Raw genomic sequence first — 21,714 nt, forward strand, 5'->3', positions numbered from 1 at the left:
TGTCCCGGTCAGGCGACCAGTCGGCGCACGCTCTCCACGACGATCTCGCGGCAGCGTGCCCGGCTCGGTCGCCTGACCACCGCCAGCTCGGGGGTGTGCAGGTGCCAGCCCATCGCCAGGGCGCGGACCTGGGTCAGCAGCTCGAGCGGCGAGAACGCGTCCGTCAACGTCCCGGCCTGCTGGGCGGCCTTGATCGCGTCGAGCTTCTTCTTGTTCGACTCCACGATCGCCGGGAGCGCGCCGTCGGCGCGCTCGAGGCCGTACCAGCTGGTCAGCCGCAGCACCGTCGGGAAGCGCTCGTAGAGGTCGAACGCGCGGCCGGCGTAACCCGGGAGATCGTTCGCGTCGAACTCGACCTCGTCGACGAAGGACATCGCGCGCTGCGCGAAGACGACGTCGAAGAGCTCCTCCTTGTTGCCGAAGTACTTGTAGATCAGCGCCTTGTTGGCCGCCGCGTTCTCCGCGATCCGGTCCACCCGCGCACCGGCGATGCCGTACGTCGCGAACTCGGCCTCAGCGGCGTCGAGGATCCGCTTCCGGGTCGCGTCAGGGTCACGTGCCATGTCTCACAGCGTAGCAAGCAACTAGTTAGTTGCTATATATGCCAAACCGTGCTTCACTCGACGTAACCAACCAGTTAGTTTTAACGAGAGGAACCATCATGAAGGGCAAAGGCATCGGCCTGGCCGTCATCCTCGGCTGCCAGCTGATGATGACCCTGGACGCGTCGATCGTGACGACCGCACTCCCGCACATCAAAGAGACGCTGGGCTTCAGCGACTCCTCGCTCTCCTGGATCCAGAACGTCTACGTCCTGGTCTTCGGCGGTCTCCTGCTGCTGGGGGCCCGGGCCGGCGATCTGCTCGGCCGCCGCCTCGTCTTCGTGGCCGGCACCGCCCTCTTCACCGCCGCCTCGCTGCTCGCCGGCGTGGCCCAGTCGGCCGAGGTCCTGATCATTGCCCGTGCCCTGCAGGGCCTGGCCTCCGCGTTCGCCGTCCCTTCGACCCTCGCGCTGCTCATCTCCAGCTACCCGGAGCCGTCCGAGCGCAGCCGCGTCATCGCCATCTACAGCGCGGTGATCGGAGCCGGCGGCAGCGTCGGGATCATCGTCGGCGGGCTCTTCACCCAGTACGCCTCGTGGCGTTGGGGCCTGCTGGTCAACGTCCCGATCGGTGCGGTCGTCCTCGCCCTCGCCCCGCGCGTCCTGCCCGAGACAACGCGCCAGCCCGGCCGGGTCGACCTGGCCGGCGCCCTGAGCATCACGCTCGGCATGTCCGCCCTCGTCTACGGGCTGGTGAAGGCGGCCGAGTCCGGCTGGTCCAGTGCCCAGACCCTGGTCCCGCTCGTCTCCGCCGTCGTCCTGATCGTCGCCTTCGTGATCGTCGAGACCCGGGCCGCGCAGCCGATCGTCCCGCTGCGGCTCTTCGCCGACGTACGCCGCTCGGGCGCCTACCTCGGCCGCGTGATCAGCGTCGGCGCGACCTTCTCGCTCTTCTACTTCCTCTCGCAGTACCTGCAGAACGCGCGCGGCTTCTCCCCGCTCGAGACCGGCTTCGCCTACCTCCCGCTCACCGGCATGTTCTTCGCGATGGTCTACGTGGTGCGCTGGCTCAGCCCGCGGGTCAGCAAGACCGGCCTCCTCGTGGTGGCGCTGATCGCGGCGATGCTCGGGATGGCGTGGCTCAGCCGGGTCGACACGACTTCGTCGTACTTCCCCGACGTGCTGCTTCCGCTGCTCGTCCTGGGCGTCGGTCAGGGCATGGCGATCATCCTGCTGACCGAGTTCGGCATGGCTGACGTCGAGCCGACGGATGCCGGTGCGGCCTCGGGCCTGGTCAACACCGCCCACCAGCTCGGTGGCTCGATCGGCCTCGCCCTGCTCACCGTGGTCTTCGGCGCCGCCATCCACCACGACCCCAGCCCGAGCGCGGCGTTCGCGGCACACGGGTACGCACACGTCTTCACCGTGACGACCTTCTTCTACGCCGCCGCGGTCCTCCTCGCGATCGCCATCCACCTGGCCCAGCGCAGTGCCGCCCGGCGTACGCGCCTGGCGGTGGTCGCCGCCGCCTGACCCGACATCGCTCCACGCCCACCCCACGAAAGGAACTGACATGTCCACCTGGATCATCACCGGAGCCGCCACCGGACTCGGCCGCCTCCTGACCGAGCACGTCCTCGCCGAGGGCCACCAGGTCGTCGCCGCCGGCCTCGACGTCGTCCCCCTCGCCGACCTCACCGCCCGCCACCCCTCGACCCTGGTGCCGGTCATCGCCGACGTCACCCGGGCCGCGGACCGTCGCACGGCCGTCACCACCGCGAAGGCCCGCTTCGGCGGCATCGACGTCCTGGTCAACAACGCCGGCATCGACTTCATCGGCGCGATCGAGGAGCAGGAGGAGGCGGACTACCGAGCGGTCTTCGAGGTGAACTTCTTCGCCGCCGTCGCCATGGTCCGCGACGTGCTGCCGACCCTGCGAGAGCAGCGCAGCGGCCTGATCATCAACGTCTCCTCGATGGACGGCATCGCCAGCCTGCCGGCCAATGCCTTCTACTCGGCGAGCAAGTTCGCCATCGAGAGCATCACCGACGCGCTCGCGGTCGAGGTCGAGCACCTCGGCATTCGCACCCTCCTCGTCGAGCCCGGCTCGATCCGGACCGGGATCATCGGGCGTACGAAGGTCTCCGGGCAGCGGATCGACGACTACGAGCCCGTCATCGGCCCCTTCCTCGACGCGGTCGCGATGCCGGACGCCCCCACCCTGCTCTTCCCGGGCGACGCGGCCGCCTCGGCGGCGGCGATCTACGAGGAGGCGGTGGTCGCCAAGCCACGGCGCCGCCTGATCCTCGGCAGCGACGCGCTCGCCAACATCGAGCGCGCCGTCGCCGCCCTCGGCGAGGACCTCGCCGCCAACCGCGCGTCGGCTGGGTCGATCGACTTCGCCTCCTCAGCCAGCTGATCCACGAAAGGAATCACTCATGGAGCTCAACCTCTCCTCCAGGCGCGCCCTCGTCACCGGCTCCAGCTCCGGGCTGGGCGAGGCCACGGCCCGCATGCTCGCCGCCGAGGGCGCAGCCGTCGTCATCCATGGTCGCGACCAGAGCCGTGCCGAGGCGGTCGCCGCCTCCATCCGCGAGGCCGGCGGTCGGGCCGAGGTCGTCCTCGGTGACCTCGCCACCGACGAGGGTGCAGCAGACGTCATGCGCCAGGCCTTGGTCGGCGGGGACGTCGACATCCTCGTCAACAACGCCGGCTTCTACCGCCACCTGTCGTGGGCCGAGGCAACACCCCAGGAGTGGGCCGACACCTACAACGTGAACGTCGTCTCCGGCGTGCGCATGATCCAGCAGCTCGTGCCTGCCATGCGCGAGCGAGGCTGGGGTCGGGTCATCACGATCGGTGGCGGCCTTGCCAGCCAGCCGATGAACACCCACCCCCAGTACAACGCCACGCTCGCCGCGCGACACAACCTCGCCGTGTCGCTGGCACGCGAGCTGAAGGGCACGGGCGTCACTTCGAACGTCGTCTCGCCCGGCGCGATCCTCGTCGACGCGACCCAGGAGCTCGTCACGCACATCGGTCCGGCCCGCGGCTGGGGCGACACGTGGGAGGAGATCCTGCCGAACGCCGTCGAGGCACTCATCCCCAACGACCACGGACGGTTCGGCCGACCCGAGGAGATCGCGGGCGCGGTCGCCTATCTCTGCAGCGACCTGGCGGAGTACGTCAGCGGCGCGACGATCCGCGTCGACGGCGGCCTGATCAGGAGCGCCTTCTGATGGCGACCTGGTTCATCACGGGCTCCTCGCGCGGTTTCGGACGGGCGATCGCCGCGGGCGATCCGAAGCGGGCCGGCGAGATCATCGTCCGGGTCGTACAGCGCGATGACCGGCCCACGCACCTGTTGCTGGGCGAGCTCGCGGTCACGATGTCGCTCGACTACTCCCAGGCGCAGATCGCCCAGGCGAGTGCGTGGCGGGAGCTGTCGCTCTCGGCCGACTTCGGCCAGCCCTACCCGGTCCCGCTGCCAGCCTGATCCCGCCCGAAGTGGGTGACGCCAGCCGCATCGGGTGCGGCCGGCGTCACCACGTCACCGTCGGCTACACCTCGACCTCGGTCAGGATGCCGTCGGCGTCGAGCTCCAGCACCCGGGTCGGCTCGAGTCGTCGGATGAAGTCGTCGTCGTGGCTGACGACGAGCAGCCCGCCGCGATATCCGGCCAGCGCCTCCACCAGGTGCGTCACGGTCGACACGTCCAGGTTGTTGGTTGGCTCGTCGAGGATCAGCAGCTGCGCCGGCGGGGTCGCGAGCAGCAGCCGCGCCAGCGAGACGCGGAAGCGCTCACCACCCGACAGCGTCGAGACCGGACGGAAGACGCTGTCGCCGCGCAGAAGCAGTCGGCCGAGCTGGTTGCGGATCGCGCCCTGCTCCATCTCCGGGGCCGCCTCCCGGATCGCCTCGACCGCGCTCGTGTCCTCGTCGAGGCCGTCGAGCCGCTGCGGCAGATAGCCGACGCGCGCGGTCTCCAGCCGCCCCGACGCCGACAACTCACCGTCCGCTGGTCGAGAGGTCACGTCCGGCGCGACCAGCCGCTGCAGGAGGGTCGACTTCCCGACGCCGTTGGGACCGACGATGACGACCCGCTCGGGGCCTTGGATCACCTGCTCACGGCCATCGCTCCCGATCAGTACGGCCAGCCGGCGGCTGTTCGGCACGTCCGGGTCAGGCAGCAGCAGGCTGACGTGCTCCTCCGACCGCACGCGGTCGGCTGCCGCGGCCGCTCTCTCACGAGCCGCGGCCAACCGGGCATCGAGGCCTGACCGCATCCTGGCGGCGGAGTTCTCCGCGTCCGAGGCCCGGCCGTTCATCACGATCTTCGAGCCGACCTTGTTCGCGCGCGCCGTCGCCGCGTTTCGGGAACGGGTCGCCAGCTTCGACTCGGCTTCGGCCCGCTGTCGCTGCCCGACCTTCACCGCCTGGTCGGCGGCCCGCATCGCCTGAACCGCGGCGGCCTGCTGACCGTCGAGGTACTCGCGCCACGCGGAGTAGGGGCCGCCGAAGAAGGTGAGCGACCCGGCGCGCAGCTCGGCGGTCGTGTCCATCTCGTCGAGCAGCGCGAGGTCGTGCGACACCACGACGAGCGTGCCCTTCCACGTCCGCACCAGCTCGCGCAGGCGGGCGCGCGCGTCGCGGTCGAGGTTGTTGGTCGGCTCGTCGAGCAGCGTGATCGGGCAGTCCCGCAGCTGCAGGCCGGCGATCGCGACCAGCATCGCCTCGCCGCCGGAGATCTCGCCGACGCGGCGCTCGAGCGAGGAGCCGCCGAGCCCGAGCGAGGCCAGCGTCTCCGCTGCCCTCGCCTCGATGTCCCAGTCGTCGCCGAGGACGTCATAGAGGTCGGGATCGGTCTCACCCGAGACGATCGCCTCCAGCGCCCGCAGCTTCGGGGTGATGCCCAGCAGATCGGCCAGTGTCGTGTCCCGCGACAGGGTGAGCGTCTGGGGCAGGTAGCCGACCTCGCCCGCGACCGAGACCGATCCGCTGGTCGGCGGGATCAGTCCTGCGATCACGCGAAGCAGGGTCGACTTGCCGGCGCCGTTGTCGCCGACGAGGCCCGTACGACCTGACGAGAACGTGGCGGAGAGGTCGCTGAGCGCGACGGTGCCGTCGGTCCACTCGAGGGTGAGCGAGGACAGGGTGATGCTGTTGAACACGAGGAGGGCTCCACAAAGGGTTTCGGCGGAAGCGCCGACACCGGAGCCCACGGAGGGGTCTCGGAACGGTGTCAGCGCGGGGACTGCGCGGCGAAACCGGTGATGCCCGTCAAAACGCACCTCGTGCTCGGGAATGGGACGCCGCCAACTCTACGGACCTAGCCCAACCACTGGCCATGGGTTTCTCGCGCCCACGTTCGGCGCACCAGCCCGGTCCGCATCCCGCGCCGCGCCTCCGGGTCGCCGACGGCCTTGCTGATGTGGCCGGCGACGCCGAACCCGAGCAGGTAGAAGCCGATGTCGTGGATGAACAGCACGCCCGAGCGCGGGATCCAGGTCAGCGAGAAGCGGTTCCACAACAGCAGCCCGGTGACCACCATGATCAGGACCGCGCCGGCGATCCAGGATGCGTAGAGCTTCTGTCCCGCGTTGAACTTCCCCGCGAAGCGCCCGCGACGCCGGTCGGAGCCTCCGGCGCGCAGCCACTCCCGGTCGCCGTCGTGGAAGCGGTTGATCTCGTGCAGGTCACGGCGGAAGGCGTGTGAGGCGAGCCCGAGCAGCACCGGCACGGGGATGAGCACCCCTGCCCACTCGTGGACGGTCGCCACCAGGTGGCGTCGACCCACCAGATGGGCCAGAGGGGTGACGTAGAGGCAGGCCGCCGCGGCGATGCAGAACAGGAACAGTGCTGCGGTGGCGTAGTGGATGGCGCGCTCGGCGCGGGTGAAGCGGGCGACGTACGGGCTCTCGCGCCGCGGGATCACCCCTGACCTGGTCTCAGGCATGGCCCGGCTCCTGTCCCGGTAGCCACGCGTCGACCGGCCAGCCCGTCTTCTCCCAGTAGCCGGGCTCGACCTTCTCGGTGACCTCGATGCCGGACAGCCACTTGGCGGACTTGTAGAAGTACATCGGTGCGACGTAGAGCCGCACCGGGCCGCCGCTGTTGTGGGAGATCGGCTTGTCCTCCATCTGCAGCGCGACCAGGACATCGGGACGGCGTGCCTGCTCGAGGGTCAGGCTCTCGGAGTAGACCCCATCGAAGCAAGTGAACCGCACCGCGCCGGCGCCGCCGGTGACGCCGGCACGATCGAGCAGGTCGGAGAGCCGTACGCCGTCCACGGGCACCTGCTCGACCGACCAGCCGTCGGTGCAGACGATCTCGCGGGTGACGCGGGTCTGCCGCATGGCCTGCAGGTCGGCGAGGCTGAGCTCGAGCGGCCGGTCGACCAGGCCGCCCACCGTCAGCCGGTAGGTCGCCGGGTCCGCGCGGTCAACGTGGCCGGCCACGCTGAAGTAGCGGAAGCCGCCCGGGTTGGGCAGCAGTCCCGAGACGCCGGTCGGGTCGAGCTGGGAGAGCTCACCCAGCGTGCCGCTCCAGGCCTTCTGCACGGTCGGCGCGGCGACGATCGCCGCCGCGCCGAGACCCAGCGTGCCCAAGAAGACGCGGCGCCCGATCGGCTTGGTGCCCTCCGTCGGCATCATCGTCCGTCCTTCTCCGACGTTCGCGATCGAGCCGCCCGGTCAGGCGGCCTGGTCGGCGACGCGGGCGTTGATGCGGACCGGGACGTTGCCGGTGATCGCCTTGGAGTACGGGCAGATCGTGTGGGCCAGCTCGGCCAGCCACTGGACTGTCTGCTGGTCGGTGCCGCCCGCGACCACCGCGAGCTCGGCGGTCAACCAGAAGTCGCTGCCGTCGGTGTTGAGGGTGACGTCGGCGGTCACCTCGATGCTGCTGAGCTTCACCTTCTCGCGCGTGGCCGCCTGGCGCAGCGCGCCCATGAAACAGGCCGACCAGCCGGCCGCGAAGAGCTGCTCGGGGTTGGTGTCTCCGCCGGCGCCGCCGAGCTCGGCCGGGATGGCCAGCCGGTGCTCGAGCAGGCCGTCGCTGCTGCGCAGTTGGCCTCCGTTGCGGCCCTCGCCGGTGGTGGTGACGGTGCCGGTGTAGGTGGTGATGGACATGCTTCGTGTCTCCTCGGGTGGGCTGTGCTGACACGACGACTCTCGTGCGAGACACCCCGGGCTGACGCCCGTGACACCCACTGGTCGATGCCCTGGTGGGCGCTGGTGCGCGGGTCCGTCCGCGGGGTCAGCGCTCGGCGAGCGCGCCGGCCAGCCCGCGACGCGAGGTGATCGCGAGCTTGGCGTAGATCTTGCGAAGGTGCCACTCGACCGTGCGCGGGCTGAGGAACATCACCGCGGCGATCTCCGGGTTGGTCCGTCCGGCGACAGCCATCCGGGCGATCTGGGCCTCCTGCGGCGTCAGGTCCTCCTGCTCCCCGGTCGCGCGTCGGCGTACCGTCTCCCCGGTGGCGGCCAGCTCCCTGGCGGCACGTGCGGCGAATGCCTCGGAACCCATCTCGCTCAGTGCTTCGTGGGCGGCCCGCAGCTCGTCGCGGGCCTCGGTACGGCGGTTCTCCCGTCGCAGCCATTCGCCGTAGAGGAGATGTGCCCGCGCCAGGGTCCCGGTCACCTGCGTCGCTGAGATCACCCTGATGGCCTCGCGGTACTTCTCCTCCGCCGCGGCGGTCCGATCGATCAGCGCATCCGCGAGCGCCTGGGTGCCTCGCGCCCACGCCGTGTCGACGGCGCCGGTGCGCTCGGCGAGCCGATCCCGCGCCTCGACCGCGACCGCGTGGTCGCCGGTCCGGGAAGCGGCCTCGACCAGCTCCGACAACGTCCACTGCAGCAACGCGGGGTCGTCGTAGGTCGCGGCCTCGGTCGCCGCCGCGAGCGCGGCCGGGTAGTCGCCGAGGCCGTTGAAGAGCACGGCGCGGGCGTACCCGGCGACGCCGAGAAGCCAGCCGAGCCCGCCCGCCTCCGCGGCCCGGACCATGCCGTCGATGAGCTGTCGGGCCGGCTCCTCCCGTCCGCGGTGCGCCGCCAGAATCGCCCCGGCGGACGGGTTGGACCGCGAGCCCGTGGCCTTGGTGAACGCCTCGGCCTCGTCGAGCAGGTCGCTGGCCTCGGTGAAGCGGCCGGTCTGGATCAGCGAGGTCGCGCGGAAGGAGAGTGCGTACGGCAGCAGGGACAGGGTGCCGGTCTCACGCGCGTAGGCGAGCGCCTGCTCGGTCCTGGTGAGGAACGCGGCGTCGTCCCACACCTCGTGCATCATGATCCCGCTCAGCCAGGCCAGGTCGAGATCGCTGTCGGGCGTGATGGTGGTCAGTGCCCGCGTGAACAGCGGGACCGCGGCAGCATGCCCGTCGAGGATCCGAGTGGTCAGCGCGTTGAGCAGCAGGCCGGCCCGCTCCTCGCCCTGCGGGGCTGACCGGGCGGCCTCCGCCGCGCGACGGAGGTCGTCGCCGCCGAGGCGCCCCGCGTTCACGGCCGCGCCGAGCGCCGCCAGGTAGGTCTCCCGGGCCGCGGCCGGATCGAGTGCCTCGAGCCGGTGAGCGGCCTGCAGCAGCGGAGCCACCGCCGCCCGACCCGCGTAGGAGGCGAACGCGGTCCGCGCCCGCAACTTCTCGGCGCGAGCCTGCTCGACGGGGTCGAGGGCGACCAGCTCGGCCGCGGCCAGGAGGGCGGGCACCTCGCCGAGGGCCCCGGCGGCGAAACGGGCCTCGGCCGCCGAGATCGTCCGGCTGGCACGGGTCGCCGGCTCGGGCGTCAGCTCCGCGGCTCGGGTGAGGAACGCGGCGGCCGCGACCCGGCCACCTCGGGAGAGCGCCCGGTCGGCGGACCGCTCCAGCTCGGCGGCGACCTCCTCGTCGGGCTGGAGAGCGGCGTGTGCTCGGTGCCAGGCGCGTCGGTCGGGGTCGGCGAGCGGGTCGGTGACCTCGCCCAGTGCGCGGTGGACGTCGCGCAGCTCGGTGGGGGTCGCGGCGCGGCGCGCGGCGGAGCGGACCAGCGGATGCCGGAATCGCACGCGGGCGCCGATCTCGATCAGCTCGGCCGCCTCGGCCGGAGCCGCGGCGGCGCCGTCCACGCCGAGCAGGCGGAGGGCGCGCCACAGCAGGGGTACGTCGCCGGTCGGCTCGACGGCCGCGGTGAGCAGCAGCGTGCGCGTCTCTGGCGGCAGGGCGGAGATCCGTCGGCCGAAGCCTGCCTCGACGCGGCTGACGACCGGCGCCGTGGTCAGGCCTCCGAAGCCGAAGGCGAGCTCGGCCTGGGAGAGGTCACGCGGCAGCTCGAGGAGCGCGAGCGGGTTGCCCCTGGTCTCGGCGATGATCCGGTCCCGCACGCGGGCGTCGACCGGTCCGCGGAGCACCGACTCGAGGAGGACCCGCGCGTCCTCCTCGGCCAGGCCGTCGACCTGGAGGTCCGGCAGGCCGTCCAGGATCGGTTCGTCACCCCGCCCCCGGACGCCGAAGACCAGCGCCACCGACTCGGCCTCGAGGCGCCGTGCGACGAAGGTCAGCACGACCTCCGACATCCGGTCCATCCATTGCACGTCGTCGACGACGCAGACCAGCGGCTTGTCCGCGGCGCCCTCGGCGAGCAGGCCGAGCACCGCAAGACCGATGATCAACGCCTCCGGCGCCGCGCCCGCGCTCATCCCGAACGCCGTCGACAGCGCCGCGCGCTGCGGCTCCGGGAGCTGGTCGAGGTGGCCCATCAGCGGAGCGACGATCTGTTGCAGCCCGGCGTACGCGATCTCCGCCTCCGGCTCGACCCCGGCTGCGCGGATCACCCGGTCGCTCGCCGCCCTGCCGGCGAGGTAGTCGAGCAGGGCGGTCTTGCCGGCACCGGCCTCGCCGCGAACCACCAGGACGCGGCTCCGGCCGGCGCGCACGTCCCGGACGACGCCGTCGAGCACCAGCTGCTCCTCGCGCCGCCCACGCAGGGTCACCATGCCGATGCTCATCGGCTGCATTGTGGCGGTCGGGCACGGGCGTGCCTAGACGGATCTCAAATACGCGCGGGTAGGTGCAGCTCGCGCAGCAGTGGCTGCAGGGCGCGGTGGAAGGTCGGGTAGGCGAAGTGCATCTCCGCGAGCGTCGCGATCGGGATCCGGGCCTGGATCGCGGTGACGATCAGGGCGAGCACCTCCCCGCCCATGCTCCCCGCCACGGTGCCGCCGACCAGGATGCCGCGCTCCACGTCGGCGACCAGCTTGACCACGCCGGCGTCCTCGGCGATCCAGCCGCGCGAGCCGAGGTCGCCCGTCGCCGTCCGGACCGCCAGACCCCACGTCCGCGCGGTCTGCTCGGTCAGCCCGACCGAGCCGACCTCGGGCGAGGTGAACGTGACCCGGCTGAGCCCGCGATAGTCGGCCCACGCCGTGTCCGCGCTGCCGACCTCCGTCAGGTCGCGCACGACGAGCTCGGCCTGGTAGATCGACACGTGCGTGAACGCGCCCTTGCCGGTGACGTCTCCGATCGCCCACGCACCGTCGGCGACCCGCATCCGCTCATCCGGGTCCAGGACCCGCGCCGCCGGATCGAGGCCGAGGTGCTCGAGGCCGAGGTCCGCGAGGTTGTTGCGCCGCCCGGTCGCGACGAGCAGCCGCTCGGCGGTGACGGTCCAGCCGTCGACGTCGATGCAGAAGCCGTCGCCGTCCGCGCTGACCCGATCGGCGCGCGTCCCTGTGAGGACGGTGATGCCGTCCGCGACGAGGGCACGACGCACGACGTCGGACACCTCGGGCTCCTCGGCCGGAAGCAGCCGGTCGGTGGCCTCGACGAGGGTGACCTCGACCCCGAACGCCGCGAAGACCTGCGCGAACTCGCAGCCGACGGCGCCGCCGCCGAGCACGACGAGCGAACGCGGCAGCTCGGTGATCCGGACGACGTCGCGGTTCGTCCAGTACGGCGTCCCCGCCAGCCCGGGCACCGGTGGGACCGCGGGGCTCGTCCCGGTGTTGAGGACGATGCCGCGGGCGGCGACGTACGTCGTCCCGGCGCCGTCCGGCGCCGTGACGGTGACCTCGCGCGGGGCGGTGATCCGCCCGCGACCGCGGGCGAAGGTGGCACCGGCGGCGCGGAGCCGGTCCACGGCGACCTGGTCGTTCCAGCCGTCGGTCGCCTGGGCGCGGATCCGATCCGCGACCGGGGTCCACGACGCCCGTACGTCGGCGGTGCCGGCCACGCCCTCGATCAGCCGTCCTTCCCGCAGACGATTCGCGGCGTGGACCATCATCTTGGTCGGGACGCAGCCGTAGTACGGGCACTCGCCGCCGACCAGCCGCTCGTCGACGCCGACGACGCGCAGTCCGGCCTTCGCCAGGGCTGTCGCGACGTGCTCGCCGCCCGGGCCGAGGCCGAGCACGACGACGTCGCACTCGATCTTCGGCGTGGTCACCACGTCACCCATCACTCGCCCCGCCGCTGCTCGGACCAGTCGTGGCGGAGCCGCTCCCAGGCACCGCCGCCGCCCTCGGTGACGTCGGCCCAGCTCTCCGCGGTGTTGATCTCGTGCGACTCGAGCGCGTCGTCCGCGCTGTTGGAGAAGGTCTGCGAGCGGACGGGGCCGACGTCGGTCAGGCCGGCGACGTACTGCTCGGCGGTCAGGGTGGTGGTCTTCTTCATGCTGATGGTGGACATGGCGTGGATTCCTCGTGCTTCGGGACGGGTGCGCGGGATGGTGGGGTGATCAGAGCGGGAGCTCGGTGCCGGCCTGCTCGGCGACCATGTAGGCCGCGTACCAGGTGGGCCACTGCGCGTCGTGGAGGCGGTCGTGGAGGCCGCCGCTGCGGGCTTCGTGCTCGCCGTGCGCGACCGCTGCCCGGGTGAGCGCCTGACGCAGGTCCTCCACCGACGCATACGAGGTGGCGTCGGTGGAGGTGCGCCCGGGCAGGCGCGTGGTGACCTCCTGGAGCAGGAACGTGTTGCCGTCCGGGTCGGCGAACGTGGCGAAGGAGCCATAGCTGGCGCGGGCGTCGTCCAGGCCGGAGGCGCGCTCGGCCTCGCCACCGCGGAACTGCGCGCCGGCCGTCTTCGGGTGGAAGACCTCGCTGATGGCGACGCCCGAGGCGGCCAGCTCGTCCCGGGCGGCCCGGACGTCGGCGACGACCAGGTAGATGCCCTGGACCGAGCCTGGCTCGGCATCGGTGATCCGGCTTCCGAACTGGACCGAGGTCGGTGAGCTGGGCGGGGTGAACTGGACGACGCGGAAGCCGTTGTCGAAGGCGAAGTCGGCGTCCTGGCGCCAGCCGAGGCCGGAGTAGAACGACGCTGCGCGGTCGACGTCCGAGACCGGGATGACGATGGCCTCGAGCTTGAGGTCGGTGCTGCTCATCAGGTTCCTCCTGGGATGGTGGGTTCCACCCGAATGTCGCGGCCGACACCCGGGGGAGGCGCCCGTGGGACGCACTGGTCCATCCACTGGGGAACCCCAGGGATCGCGGAACCGCGCGAGCCGTGCGAGGGCACTCGGCGCACGCTGACGCAGCCCTGAGTCGCACCGCCTGCCGGCGCCGGCCGACGTGCTCCCAGACTCGGCCTGAGAAATCCGCCCGGCAACGGATGCGCCTGCCCGCAGCTGGCATACCCACTGGGCAGAACCCCCAGGGTTTCTGTCGAAGTATTGACGCAACCGGAGTGGCCCGACATCGTCGGGTTGGCACTGCGCACCATCTCGGGCAGCGCCGAGGCGTCCTCGCCGGATGCGGCGGGGCCGTGACGAAGGATGGCGTGGGGTGCGACAGGTCCGGCCGACGAGCACGGCGCTGCGCGCGGCGAGCAAGGCGCGCATCGTGGACCGCTCCGCCCCCGTCGGCTGGCCCCGCGCCGGCGAAGTCGCGTCCGACGCCTCCCCCTGGGGCCGCGGCACGCACCTGGTCACCGCCGGGCAACCACACGGTGGCCGTCCCCCCACCCGCTCGAACGAACAGTGAGGTTTGTCCGATGCATCCACCCCACCTGCGACCGCGCCGCTCCGCGGTAGCAGCGCTCGCCGGGACGGCTGCCGTCGTCGCCGCGACGCTCGTCCCGACATCGGCGGCCAACGATGCCGCCGCTGCCGTACCCGCGAAGCAACACCCGGCGGCCGTCGTCTCCGGCAACGCCCGCTTCGAGGTCCTCTCGCCCACACTCGTCCGCACCGAGTACGCCGGCGACGCCCACTTCGTCGACGCCGGCACGTTCAACGCGGTCGGTCGTGGTGACTTCGCGCCGACCCGCTACACGACCTCGACCGAGGACGGCTGGCTCACCATCGCCACGAGCAGGCTGACCCTGAACTACCAGGTCGGCTCCGGACCCTTCACCGACCGCAACCTGCGGATCTCGCTGCGAAGCGGCGGCCAGGACGTCACGGCCGCCCCGTGGCCGGCACCGGTCCGCTGCGACGTCGGCACGCTCTGCGAGGCCGAGAACATGCGGCTCCAGGGCCCGGGCATCGCCAAGGACCACGGCGGCTACACCGGCAGCGGCTTCGTGGCCGGCTTCTCCGGGGTCGGCGACAGCATCGGCTTCCAGACCACGTCGGCCCAGGCGGCGACGTACGACCTCGACCTGCGCTACGCGAACTCCACCGGCGGGGACGGCCAGAACACGACGCGCACACTGACCGTGGCCGTCGACGGCGGCAGCCCCCGGACGATCTCGCTGCCGCCGACGGGTAGCTGGGACACCTGGAAGGTCACGACGGTGCCGCTCTCGCTGCCGGCAGGGGACCACTCGGTCGCGATCACCCGGACGTCGGGTGACTCCGGCAACGTCAACCTGGACAGCCTCGCCCTGGTCTCTCCCGGCGCGGCCTACCCGTCGCCGACCGCGACCGGTCCGCTCGCCTGCGACTACGGCCAGGTCTGCCAAGCGGAGACCGCGGCGCTGGTCGGCGGGGCGAAGGTCGCCCGCGACCACAACGGCTACTCGGCCGACGGCTTCACCGCCGGTCTCGAGCGCACCGGCGCAGGCGTCACCCTCACCGTGGACGGCGTACCGGCGAGCGGCACCTACGACCTGCAGCTGCGCTACGCGAACGCCAAGGCCGGCTCACACCCGGTGCAGGACCGCACGATGACGGTCCAGCCCGGCTCCGCCGACCCGACGACGGTCACGCTGGCCCCGACCAGCAGCTGGGACACCTGGCGCACGGTCGCTGTCCCGGTGACGCTGCCGGCCGGCACCAGCACGATCGCGCTCGGCTGCCCGACGGACGACAGCTGCAACGTCAACCTCGACACCGCCTCGGTGGCGGCTCGGCACTCCGCCCTGCTCGCACCGCACGCCGCGCTGGGCGGCTACCGCCGCGGCCTCGACGGCGTCGACGGCTCCGCGCTCACTGCCCCCGGTCTGCTCTACCAGGACGGCTGGTCACTGCTCGACGACAGCGCCTCGGCACTCTTCGACCCCAGCACCGACAAGGTGACCCCGAAGCCGCAGCAGTCGTCGTACCAGGACGGCTACGTCTTCGGCTACGGCCAGGACTACCCGCAGGCGCTGCGGGACCTCTCGGTGTTGACCGGTCCGACGGCGCTGCTCCCGCGGTGGTCCTACGGCACCTGGTGGGCCGAGTACTACGACCGCACCGCGGCGCAGTACCAGGACCTGGTCAAGCGCTTCCGGAGCGAGGACGTGCCGCTCGACATGCTGGTGGTCGACACCGACTTCAAGGCGCCGAACAAGTGGAACGGCTGGGAGATCGATCCCACCCGGATCCCGGATCCGGAGGCGTTCCTGGACTGGGTGCACCAGCAAGGCCTGCACACCTCCTTCAACATCCACCCGAGCATCCTCGCCAGCGACCCGCAGTTCGCGGCCGCCCAGGCGACGGCCAAGGGCAAGCTGCAGCGCGGCGGCTGCGGAGGCGGCGGCAGCGAGTGCTACGTCTTCGACTTCGGCGACCCCGACCAGCTGGCGGCCTACCTCGGCCTGCACGACACGATGGAGAAGCAGGGCGTCGACGTCTGGTGGCTCGACTGGTGCTGTGACGGCTCCAGCTCGACCCTGCCGGGCGTGACCCCGGACGCGTGGATCAACGACCAGTACGCGCGCCGTGCGGACACGACGGTGGGCCGCGGGTTCGCGTTCTCGCGCGCGTACGGCTCGCTCCAGGCGGGCGGCTACGGCAGCCCCACCCCGGTGCCGACCGGCCCGTGGGCGGACAAGCGCACCACGCTGCACTTCACCGGTGACACCACCTCGGACTGGCAGACCCTCGCCTTCGAGGTCGGCTACACGCCGGGGGAGTCGGTCGCGACGGGCAACGCGTCGGTCAGCCACGACATCGGTGGCCACACCGGCGGCCTGCAGGAGCCGGGTTCGCAGCCGGGCGAGAGCAAGCTGCCCGACGACCTCTACGCCCGGTGGGTCCAGCTCGGCACCTTCCAGCCGATCGACCGGCTGCACTCCAACCACAGTGCCCGGCTGCCGTGGCAGTACGGCGAGGCGGCGGAGAAGTCGGCGAAGAGCTTCCTCAACCTGCGCGAGCGCCTGCTGCCGTACACCTACACGCTGGCGCACGAGGCCACCGCGACCGGCGTACCGATCGCCCGGCCCCTCTACCTCGCCTATCCGCAGGCGCAGGAGGCCTACGCCAGGGCCGATGCGGAGTACCTCTACGGCCCCGACGTGCTGGTCGCGCCGGTGACCACGCCGGGGACCTCCGCCACGACGACGGTCTGGTTCCCGCCGGGCAGCAGCTGGACCGACTGGTTCACCGGGAAGACCTACGAGGGCGGCACGACCGCGCAGGTCACCACCGACCTCTCGCGGATGCCGGTGTTCCTGCGCTCCGGCGGGATCGTCACCACGCGGACCGACGACGTCTCCGGAGACGCGCAGAACCCCCTCACGGCGGCGACCGTCACGGTGGCGGAGGGCGCCGCCTCCGGCAGCGCGACGCTGTACGAGGACGACGGGACGACGCGCGACCTGACGCAGAGCGCGACGACCGAGATCGACTACGCCCGGCTCGGCGCGAACCACCGCGTCACCGTCGCCCCGGTCGAGGGCCGCTTCGGTGGACAGGTCGAGAACCGCGCCTGGACGGTCGAATACCGGAACGCCGACCAGCCGCGCGCTGTTTCTGCCAACGGCCGGCCGCTGCCGGCGTCGGCCTGGTCCTACGACTCGGCGACGCGGACGTTGGCCGTCCGTACCCCGGCGCAGTCGGTGCACCAGCGGCTCGTCGTCGACTACCGGTGAGCTCGTGGCACCTCCGTCCTGGACAAGAAGAACCGTGCGGGGCGAGCGTCTGCTCACCCCGCACGGTCGGGACAGTACGTCGACCCACTCCCCGGCTTGTCGCCTCCCAGCAGCGCTTATCGCGCCGCGAGGGAGCTCGAGTCGAACTGGTTGATCGCCGACTGCGTGACGTCGTGGGACGTCGAGAAGAGGCCCGCGTCCTGCTGGGCCGCCGCCGAGGCCAGTGTCACCGGCTGCCCGATCGGGACGTAGTTCGCCCCGTCGTAGGAGTACGACGCGGCGTACGCGGTGCCGGACCGGGTGAGCTTGACCCAGATGGGTCGGTAGATGTCGGCGCTCGCACGGGCGTCGGTGTCGAGGTAGCCGTCGCCGTTGGCGTCCCACTCGAACACGACGCCGTTGCGCGCGGTGACGGCGACCACCGCGTAGCCCGCTGACGAGCCCGCCTTGGTGGTGTCGTTGCGGACCATGACCCCGGACTTGGCCCAGGCGTTCGCGTCGTTGACCGACACGACCCGGGTGGACACGCTCGCGTCCGTGCCGAACGAGCCGGCCTTGTAGATCGAGCCGAACTGGTCGTCGTGCTGACCGCCGGCGCCCCACACGTCGGCGCCTGCGGCCGCGATCCCGAAGGAGTCGCCGCTCTGGCCGAAGTACGAGCTGACGGCCGAGCCTGCGGCGGTGCTCAGGCCGGCGGTGACCGGTGCGTCGACGGCGCAGCCGGTGAAGCCGAACTCGTTCGCGTTCAGCGACGTGCGGTACTCCGGAGCGACGCCCGCCTGGCAGATCACCTCACGGCGTCGTTGATGCCCCAGCCGTAGCCGGTGTCGATGCCGTCGTAGGGGACATTGGACACCTCGTTGTGCAGGATCCGCGCGTCCGTGACGTAGGTGCTGAGGATCCCGCTGTTGTCCTTGTAGTCGACGCCGACCCGGTCGATCGTGTTGTCGGAGATCAGGATGTGCTCGTTGGTCATCCGCGGGTCGCTCGGGTGGTGCGCGTCGGGAAGGACGCCGCCGACGGCGATGCCGTGGCCCCGCGTCCTCCATGAAGCGGTTGCCGACCACGTCGATGTTGCTGACACCCAGCCCGACGGGGTCACGTCGGAGTCCGCGATGGTGCTCACGCGTACCGAGACCGCCCGTCTCGTCGGCATCGAAACTGCCCCGGGTCGGCGGGGCCGAATCCGGCGCGAGTCCTTGCTGGGGAGAGCGGACCCGGGTCCCACGTCTCCCTGTCTCGAAGCCCCGCGGAGGCCCTCTCACCGTTGGACCGACCCTTGTGACTCAGGTCACGCCTGTGCCAGGATGACGGGCATCGAGAAATGAATCGTTTCAATTTTTAGGAGACCCCTCGTGCTCGGACGATGTGCTTCGGAACGAACCGATCGGAGATCAGGCGCGCTGTCTCGCTGGTCCAGGTCCATGGCGATCGCTGCGACGATCGGGGGCGTCGCGTGCACCGGCGGCATGGCGGGGCCGGCCGTCGCTGCGGGCGCTGGAAAGGCCGACGTCGCGATCGGTGCGATGCGGGTCGACAACCGCAGCGACCGACCGCTGGGCGTCGACGACACGAGCCCGACGCTGAGCTGGCAGCTCGCGGGCAGCGGCGCCACGGCCCGCCAGACCGCCTACGAGGTGCGGGCGACGGAGGCGTCCGGCGGCCAGCTGTGGGACTCCGGCCGAGTCCCCGGGTCAGCGCAGCAGGCGACGTACGACGGGGCGCCACTGACCTCCCGCACCGCGGTGTCCTGGCAGGTCCGCGTCTGGGACGGCAACGGCACGGCGTCGGCCTGGAGCAAGCCGTCGACCTTCGAGATGGGCCTGTTGAAGCACTCCGACTGGGGCGCGGCCAGGTGGATCCAGCTCCCGCCGCCACCCCTCAACCGGGGCGTCACGGTCGACGTCGGCGACCAGAGCGCCCGTTACGTGCGCCTCGACGTGACCAAGCTCGGGCTACCGCTGAAGGAGTCGTCCTACCCCGACCCCGTCTCTCGGATCGCGCTCTCCGAGATGCAGGTGCTCGCGCCCGACGGGACGAACGTCGCGCTCGGTCGGAGCGTGTCCGTCTACGACCAGTTCGCGTGCCCGGGCTGCGGCACGAAGCTGCTGACGGACGGCAAGATCATCAGCCCGGGCTACATGAGCCGGCAGTCCTACACCCAGGACATCAGCCCCTCGAAGTGGGTGCAGATCGACCTCGGGTCGGTCCGCGACTTCGACCGGATCGTGCTCTTCCCGCGCACCGACGCCCGCACACCGGACGGCAAGATCCCGGGCTTCCCGGTCGACTTCACCATCCGCGCGTCCGCGACGTCGTCGGTGCCGACGACCGTCATCAAGACGGTCACCGACGAGCCGAACCCCCAGGGGCCCGACCTCAGCAACCCGCTGCCGATCTTCGCGCGTCCCTTCACTGCCGAGAAGACGGTCTCGAAGGCTCGCCTCTACGTTGCGGGACTGGGCGCCTATGACGCGACGGTGAACGGCAAGCCGGTCACCGACACGGTCCTCAACCCGGGCGTGACCAACCCGCTGCGCTCGGTCGAGTACGGCACCTACGACGTCACCAGGCTCGTGCAGAAGGGCGACAACACGCTCGGAGCCGCGCTCGGCAACGGCCAGACCAACGTCAACCCGCAAGCCAACGCCGCGGTCGGCCGCAACGACGTCTACACGAAGTTCAACTCCACGCCGGTCCCGACCGGCACGCTGAGCGCGCCGGTCGCAGCCGGTGACACGACGATCCAGCTGTCCGGGGTCGTGGGCTACGCCGCGGGCGACACCGTCAACGTCGACACCGGCGATGGCGGCAGCCGGCTGGAGTCGCGCAAGGTCACCGCGGTGAGCGGAAGCTCCCTGACCGTGGACACGGCCTTCGCGCAGTCCCACGCGACCGGGGCCGACGTGCTCGGCTCCGGGTCCCCGACCAAGGGCGAGATGGCCGTCTCCCCGCGACTGATCGCACGCCTCGAGCTCACCTACGGCGACGGCACCACCGAGACGGTCAGCACGGATCCGACATGGCGGGTCAAGCACGGTCCGACGACCACCGACAACTGGTACGCCGGCACCGACTTCGACGCGCGTGAGGTCCAGCCCGGCTGGGACGAGCCGGGCGCCGACCTGTCGGCCGACAAGGGCTGGGAGGACTCCTCCATCACCTCGCCCCCGTCACTGGACACCGAGCTCGTCTGGCGCCAGGCGCCGCCGGTGCGCGTGCAGCACACGTTCACGGCGGTCAGGATCAAGCCGTCCGGCACCGGCTCGTGGTCCTTCGACCTCGGCCAGAACTTCGCTGGCATGCCGCAGCTGCACATCCCCGGCGGCACGGTCCCCGCCGGAACCGTCATCACGATGACGCCCGGTGAGAGCTGGAGTGGCAACGGCGTCGTCAGCACCGCCTCGGCCGGCTCGGCGAGCGGCATCCTCGACACCTACACCACGTCGGGCGACCCGAACGGCGAGACGTTCACGCCGCAGTTCATGTACCACGGCTTCCAGTACGTCCAGGTCAGTGGACTTCCCGACGACTTCACCCCCGACCAGGACACTCTCGTCGGCCTCCAGACCAACGCCGACGTCCCGAGCGGCGGGTCGGTCGAGACCGACAACGACCTGGTCAACACGATCCATCACATGTCGGAGTACTCGATCCGCTCCAACATGCAGTCGATCTTCACCGACTGCCCGCACCGCGAGAAGCTCGGCTGGCTCGCCGACATGATCCAGTCGATGGGCGCGATCCGCTCGAACTTCGACGTGTCGTCGTACCTGCGCGGCATGGAGCGGCAGATGCTCGAGTCGCAGCAGCCCGGCGGGCTCGTCCCGGGCACGGCTCCGGAGTTCCCCAACTTCGGCGGCGGCTACCGCGACGACGTCAACTGGGGCGGGGCGTTCATCCTGACGCCGTACGAGCTCTGGAAGACCTACGGCGACACCGCCACGATGCGCGAGTACTACGCCCCGATGAAGGACTACCTCGCCTATGTGCGCGGCCAGGTCTCCGGCGGACTCCTCGTCAGCGGGCTCGGCGACTGGATCGCCGGCGACACCACCACTCCGAAGGCGGCCACCGGCACCTACGGGCTCTACACGATCGCCTCGCAGCTCGCGGAGATGGCGAGCGCGCTCGGGCACGACGACGACGCGGCCGACTACCGCGGGCTCGCCGCCGAGCTGGCGAGGGCGTTCAACACCGCGTTCTTCAACCCGACGACCCGGACCTACACCTCAGCCGGTCCGAAGGGCACCACCGGGTCCCAGGCCCTCGACGCGCTGCCGCTGGCCATGGGGATCGTCCCCGAGGGGGCGAAGGACTCGGTGCTCGACGACCTCGAAGCCCGGATCTACGCCTACCACCCCAACGGTGGCGGTCCGCACATCTCCGGCGGCGAGGTCTCCCTCCAACCGATCTACGAGGTGCTGACGAGCAACGACCGCAGCCAGGTGCTCTGGGACGCGCTGCAGGAGAGGACCGCGCCGAGCTACGCCTACTTCGTGGACCAGGGCCGCACGACGATCCCCGAGTCCTGGGACCTCGCCGGTTCCCAGAACCACATGATCCTGCTGCAGATCGACGAGTGGTTCAGCGCGGGCCTGGCCGGCATCAGGCAGGCGCCGGGCTCAGCGGGCTTCGACCGGGTGATCATCAAGCCGCAGGCGGTCGGGACGCTCACGCACGTGTCCGGCAGCCGGGAGACCCCGCACGGCACGGTGGCCAGCAAGTGGACCCGCGGCGCGCACGGGCTCTCGTCGATGCACGTGTCCATCCCCGCCGGCGTGACCGCGACGGTGTACGTGCCGGCCGACGAGGGTCAGTCGTTCGTTCCGGTCGGCGGAGACGTGACGGCCACCGGTCGCGTGCCCGGCTACCAGGTGTTCTCGGCCCGGCCGGGTGACGTGACCTTCCGCAAGGCCAACTGACCCTCCGCGGCGCCGCGGTGTCCTGGACGGGCGCCGCCGTACGACTG

Annotated in this window: 17 protein-coding genes; 6 read left to right on the forward strand and 11 right to left on the reverse strand. The window is 71.3% G+C overall.

The window, feature by feature from the left end; all coding sequences use genetic code 11:
* Nucleotides 1-8: 8 nt before the first annotated feature.
* Entirely contained in the window at nucleotides 9-563 is a 555-nt protein-coding gene (locus QDS12_RS09495) for a TetR family transcriptional regulator (RefSeq protein ID WP_279878745.1), read from the reverse strand.
* Between the two features lie 98 nt (nucleotides 564-661).
* On the opposite strand from QDS12_RS09495, the gene QDS12_RS09500 reads away from it, so the two are divergent.
* Genes QDS12_RS09500 through QDS12_RS09515 form a run of 4 tightly spaced genes read left to right on the forward strand, consistent with a single transcriptional unit; the run spans nucleotide 662 to nucleotide 4,037 of the window.
* A complete protein-coding gene (locus tag QDS12_RS09500; protein WP_279878746.1) occupies nucleotides 662-2,074 on the forward strand; it encodes an MFS transporter in 1,413 nt (470 codons plus the stop codon).
* Between the two features lie 40 nt (nucleotides 2,075-2,114).
* Nucleotides 2,115-2,960, forward strand: coding sequence for an SDR family NAD(P)-dependent oxidoreductase (locus tag QDS12_RS09505; protein WP_279878747.1), 846 nt, complete (start codon nucleotides 2,115-2,117; stop codon nucleotides 2,958-2,960).
* A gap of 19 nt (nucleotides 2,961-2,979) precedes the next feature.
* Nucleotides 2,980-3,780, forward strand: a complete 801-nt coding sequence (locus QDS12_RS09510; RefSeq protein ID WP_279878748.1) for an SDR family NAD(P)-dependent oxidoreductase — start codon at nucleotides 2,980-2,982, stop codon at nucleotides 3,778-3,780.
* Complete coding sequence (locus tag QDS12_RS09515; protein WP_279878749.1) at nucleotides 3,780-4,037, forward strand: hypothetical protein; 258 nt, start codon at nucleotides 3,780-3,782, stop codon at nucleotides 4,035-4,037. The genes QDS12_RS09510 and QDS12_RS09515 overlap by 1 nt, the downstream gene beginning before the upstream one ends.
* A gap of 64 nt (nucleotides 4,038-4,101) precedes the next feature.
* On the opposite strand, the gene QDS12_RS09520 is transcribed toward QDS12_RS09515, so the two are convergent.
* From QDS12_RS09520 to QDS12_RS09555, 8 genes are all read right to left on the reverse strand, one after another.
* Nucleotides 4,102-5,712 carry an ABC-F family ATP-binding cassette domain-containing protein gene (locus tag QDS12_RS09520; RefSeq protein WP_279878750.1) on the reverse strand — a complete coding sequence of 537 codons (1,611 nt, stop codon included), beginning with the start codon at nucleotides 5,710-5,712 and terminating at the stop codon, nucleotides 4,102-4,104.
* 158 nt (nucleotides 5,713-5,870) lie between these two features.
* Nucleotides 5,871-6,497 carry a cytochrome b/b6 domain-containing protein gene (locus QDS12_RS09525; protein ID WP_279878751.1) on the reverse strand — a complete coding sequence of 209 codons (627 nt, stop codon included), beginning with the start codon at nucleotides 6,495-6,497 and terminating at the stop codon, nucleotides 5,871-5,873.
* Nucleotides 6,490-7,194 carry a molybdopterin-dependent oxidoreductase gene (locus QDS12_RS09530; protein ID WP_279878752.1) on the reverse strand — a complete coding sequence of 235 codons (705 nt, stop codon included), beginning with the start codon at nucleotides 7,192-7,194 and terminating at the stop codon, nucleotides 6,490-6,492. Before QDS12_RS09530 ends, QDS12_RS09525 begins: the two co-directional genes overlap by 8 nt.
* A gap of 39 nt (nucleotides 7,195-7,233) precedes the next feature.
* Entirely contained in the window at nucleotides 7,234-7,671 is a 438-nt protein-coding gene (locus tag QDS12_RS09535) for an Ohr family peroxiredoxin (protein WP_279878753.1), read from the reverse strand.
* Between the two features lie 127 nt (nucleotides 7,672-7,798).
* Complete coding sequence (locus QDS12_RS09540; protein ID WP_279878754.1) at nucleotides 7,799-10,516, reverse strand: LuxR family transcriptional regulator; 2,718 nt, start codon at nucleotides 10,514-10,516, stop codon at nucleotides 7,799-7,801.
* 44 nt (nucleotides 10,517-10,560) lie between these two features.
* The gene (locus QDS12_RS09545) at nucleotides 10,561-11,952 is read right to left on the reverse strand and encodes an NAD(P)/FAD-dependent oxidoreductase (protein ID WP_279878755.1); all 1,392 of its coding nucleotides are present in this window, start codon (nucleotides 11,950-11,952) and stop codon (nucleotides 10,561-10,563) included.
* 11 nt (nucleotides 11,953-11,963) lie between these two features.
* Nucleotides 11,964-12,194, reverse strand: a complete 231-nt coding sequence (locus QDS12_RS09550; RefSeq protein WP_279878756.1) for a hypothetical protein — start codon at nucleotides 12,192-12,194, stop codon at nucleotides 11,964-11,966.
* A gap of 49 nt (nucleotides 12,195-12,243) precedes the next feature.
* Nucleotides 12,244-12,888 (reverse strand): VOC family protein, encoded by a 645-nt coding sequence (locus QDS12_RS09555; RefSeq protein WP_279878757.1) that lies wholly within the window; start codon nucleotides 12,886-12,888, stop codon nucleotides 12,244-12,246.
* Between the two features lie 608 nt (nucleotides 12,889-13,496).
* On the opposite strand from QDS12_RS09555, the gene QDS12_RS09560 reads away from it, so the two are divergent.
* Nucleotides 13,497-16,742: a TIM-barrel domain-containing protein gene (locus tag QDS12_RS09560; RefSeq protein WP_279878758.1), complete on the forward strand. Its 3,246-nt coding sequence runs from the start codon at nucleotides 13,497-13,499 to the stop codon at nucleotides 16,740-16,742.
* A gap of 116 nt (nucleotides 16,743-16,858) precedes the next feature.
* On the opposite strand, the gene QDS12_RS09565 is transcribed toward QDS12_RS09560, so the two are convergent.
* Both QDS12_RS09565 and QDS12_RS09570 read right to left on the reverse strand, forming a co-directional pair.
* Nucleotides 16,859-17,533, reverse strand: a complete 675-nt coding sequence (locus QDS12_RS09565; RefSeq protein WP_279878759.1) for a hypothetical protein — start codon at nucleotides 17,531-17,533, stop codon at nucleotides 16,859-16,861.
* Entirely contained in the window at nucleotides 17,530-17,868 is a 339-nt protein-coding gene (locus QDS12_RS09570) for a hypothetical protein (protein WP_279878760.1), read from the reverse strand. The genes QDS12_RS09565 and QDS12_RS09570 overlap by 4 nt, the downstream gene beginning before the upstream one ends.
* 298 nt (nucleotides 17,869-18,166) lie before the next feature.
* Here QDS12_RS09570 and QDS12_RS09575 point away from each other — a divergent pair, with 298 nt between their 5' ends.
* A complete protein-coding gene (locus QDS12_RS09575; RefSeq protein ID WP_279878761.1) occupies nucleotides 18,167-21,667 on the forward strand; it encodes a family 78 glycoside hydrolase catalytic domain in 3,501 nt (1,166 codons plus the stop codon).
* Nucleotides 21,668-21,714 lie beyond the last annotated feature (47 nt).

The organism is Nocardioides sp. CER19 (assembly GCF_029846275.1).
Taxonomy (GTDB): domain Bacteria; phylum Actinomycetota; class Actinomycetes; order Propionibacteriales; family Nocardioidaceae; genus Nocardioides.

Coding starts and splice junctions, on each gene's coding strand:
- QDS12_RS09495 (WP_279878745.1), bottom strand. CDS start 563: ATGGCACGTGACCCTGACGCGACCCGGAAGCGGATCCTCGACGCCGCT.
- QDS12_RS09500 (WP_279878746.1), top strand. CDS start 662: ATGAAGGGCAAAGGCATCGGCCTGGCCGTCATCCTCGGCTGCCAGCTG.
- QDS12_RS09505 (WP_279878747.1), top strand. CDS start 2,115: ATGTCCACCTGGATCATCACCGGAGCCGCCACCGGACTCGGCCGCCTC.
- QDS12_RS09510 (WP_279878748.1), top strand. CDS start 2,980: ATGGAGCTCAACCTCTCCTCCAGGCGCGCCCTCGTCACCGGCTCCAGC.
- QDS12_RS09515 (WP_279878749.1), top strand. CDS start 3,780: ATGGCGACCTGGTTCATCACGGGCTCCTCGCGCGGTTTCGGACGGGCG.
- QDS12_RS09525 (WP_279878751.1), bottom strand. CDS start 6,497: ATGCCTGAGACCAGGTCAGGGGTGATCCCGCGGCGCGAGAGCCCGTAC.
- QDS12_RS09530 (WP_279878752.1), bottom strand. CDS start 7,194: ATGATGCCGACGGAGGGCACCAAGCCGATCGGGCGCCGCGTCTTCTTG.
- QDS12_RS09535 (WP_279878753.1), bottom strand. CDS start 7,671: ATGTCCATCACCACCTACACCGGCACCGTCACCACCACCGGCGAGGGC.
- QDS12_RS09540 (WP_279878754.1), bottom strand. CDS start 10,516: ATGAGCATCGGCATGGTGACCCTGCGTGGGCGGCGCGAGGAGCAGCTG.
- QDS12_RS09550 (WP_279878756.1), bottom strand. CDS start 12,194: ATGTCCACCATCAGCATGAAGAAGACCACCACCCTGACCGCCGAGCAG.
- QDS12_RS09555 (WP_279878757.1), bottom strand. CDS start 12,888: ATGAGCAGCACCGACCTCAAGCTCGAGGCCATCGTCATCCCGGTCTCG.
- QDS12_RS09560 (WP_279878758.1), top strand. CDS start 13,497: ATGCATCCACCCCACCTGCGACCGCGCCGCTCCGCGGTAGCAGCGCTC.
- QDS12_RS09575 (WP_279878761.1), top strand. CDS start 18,167: ATGGCGATCGCTGCGACGATCGGGGGCGTCGCGTGCACCGGCGGCATG.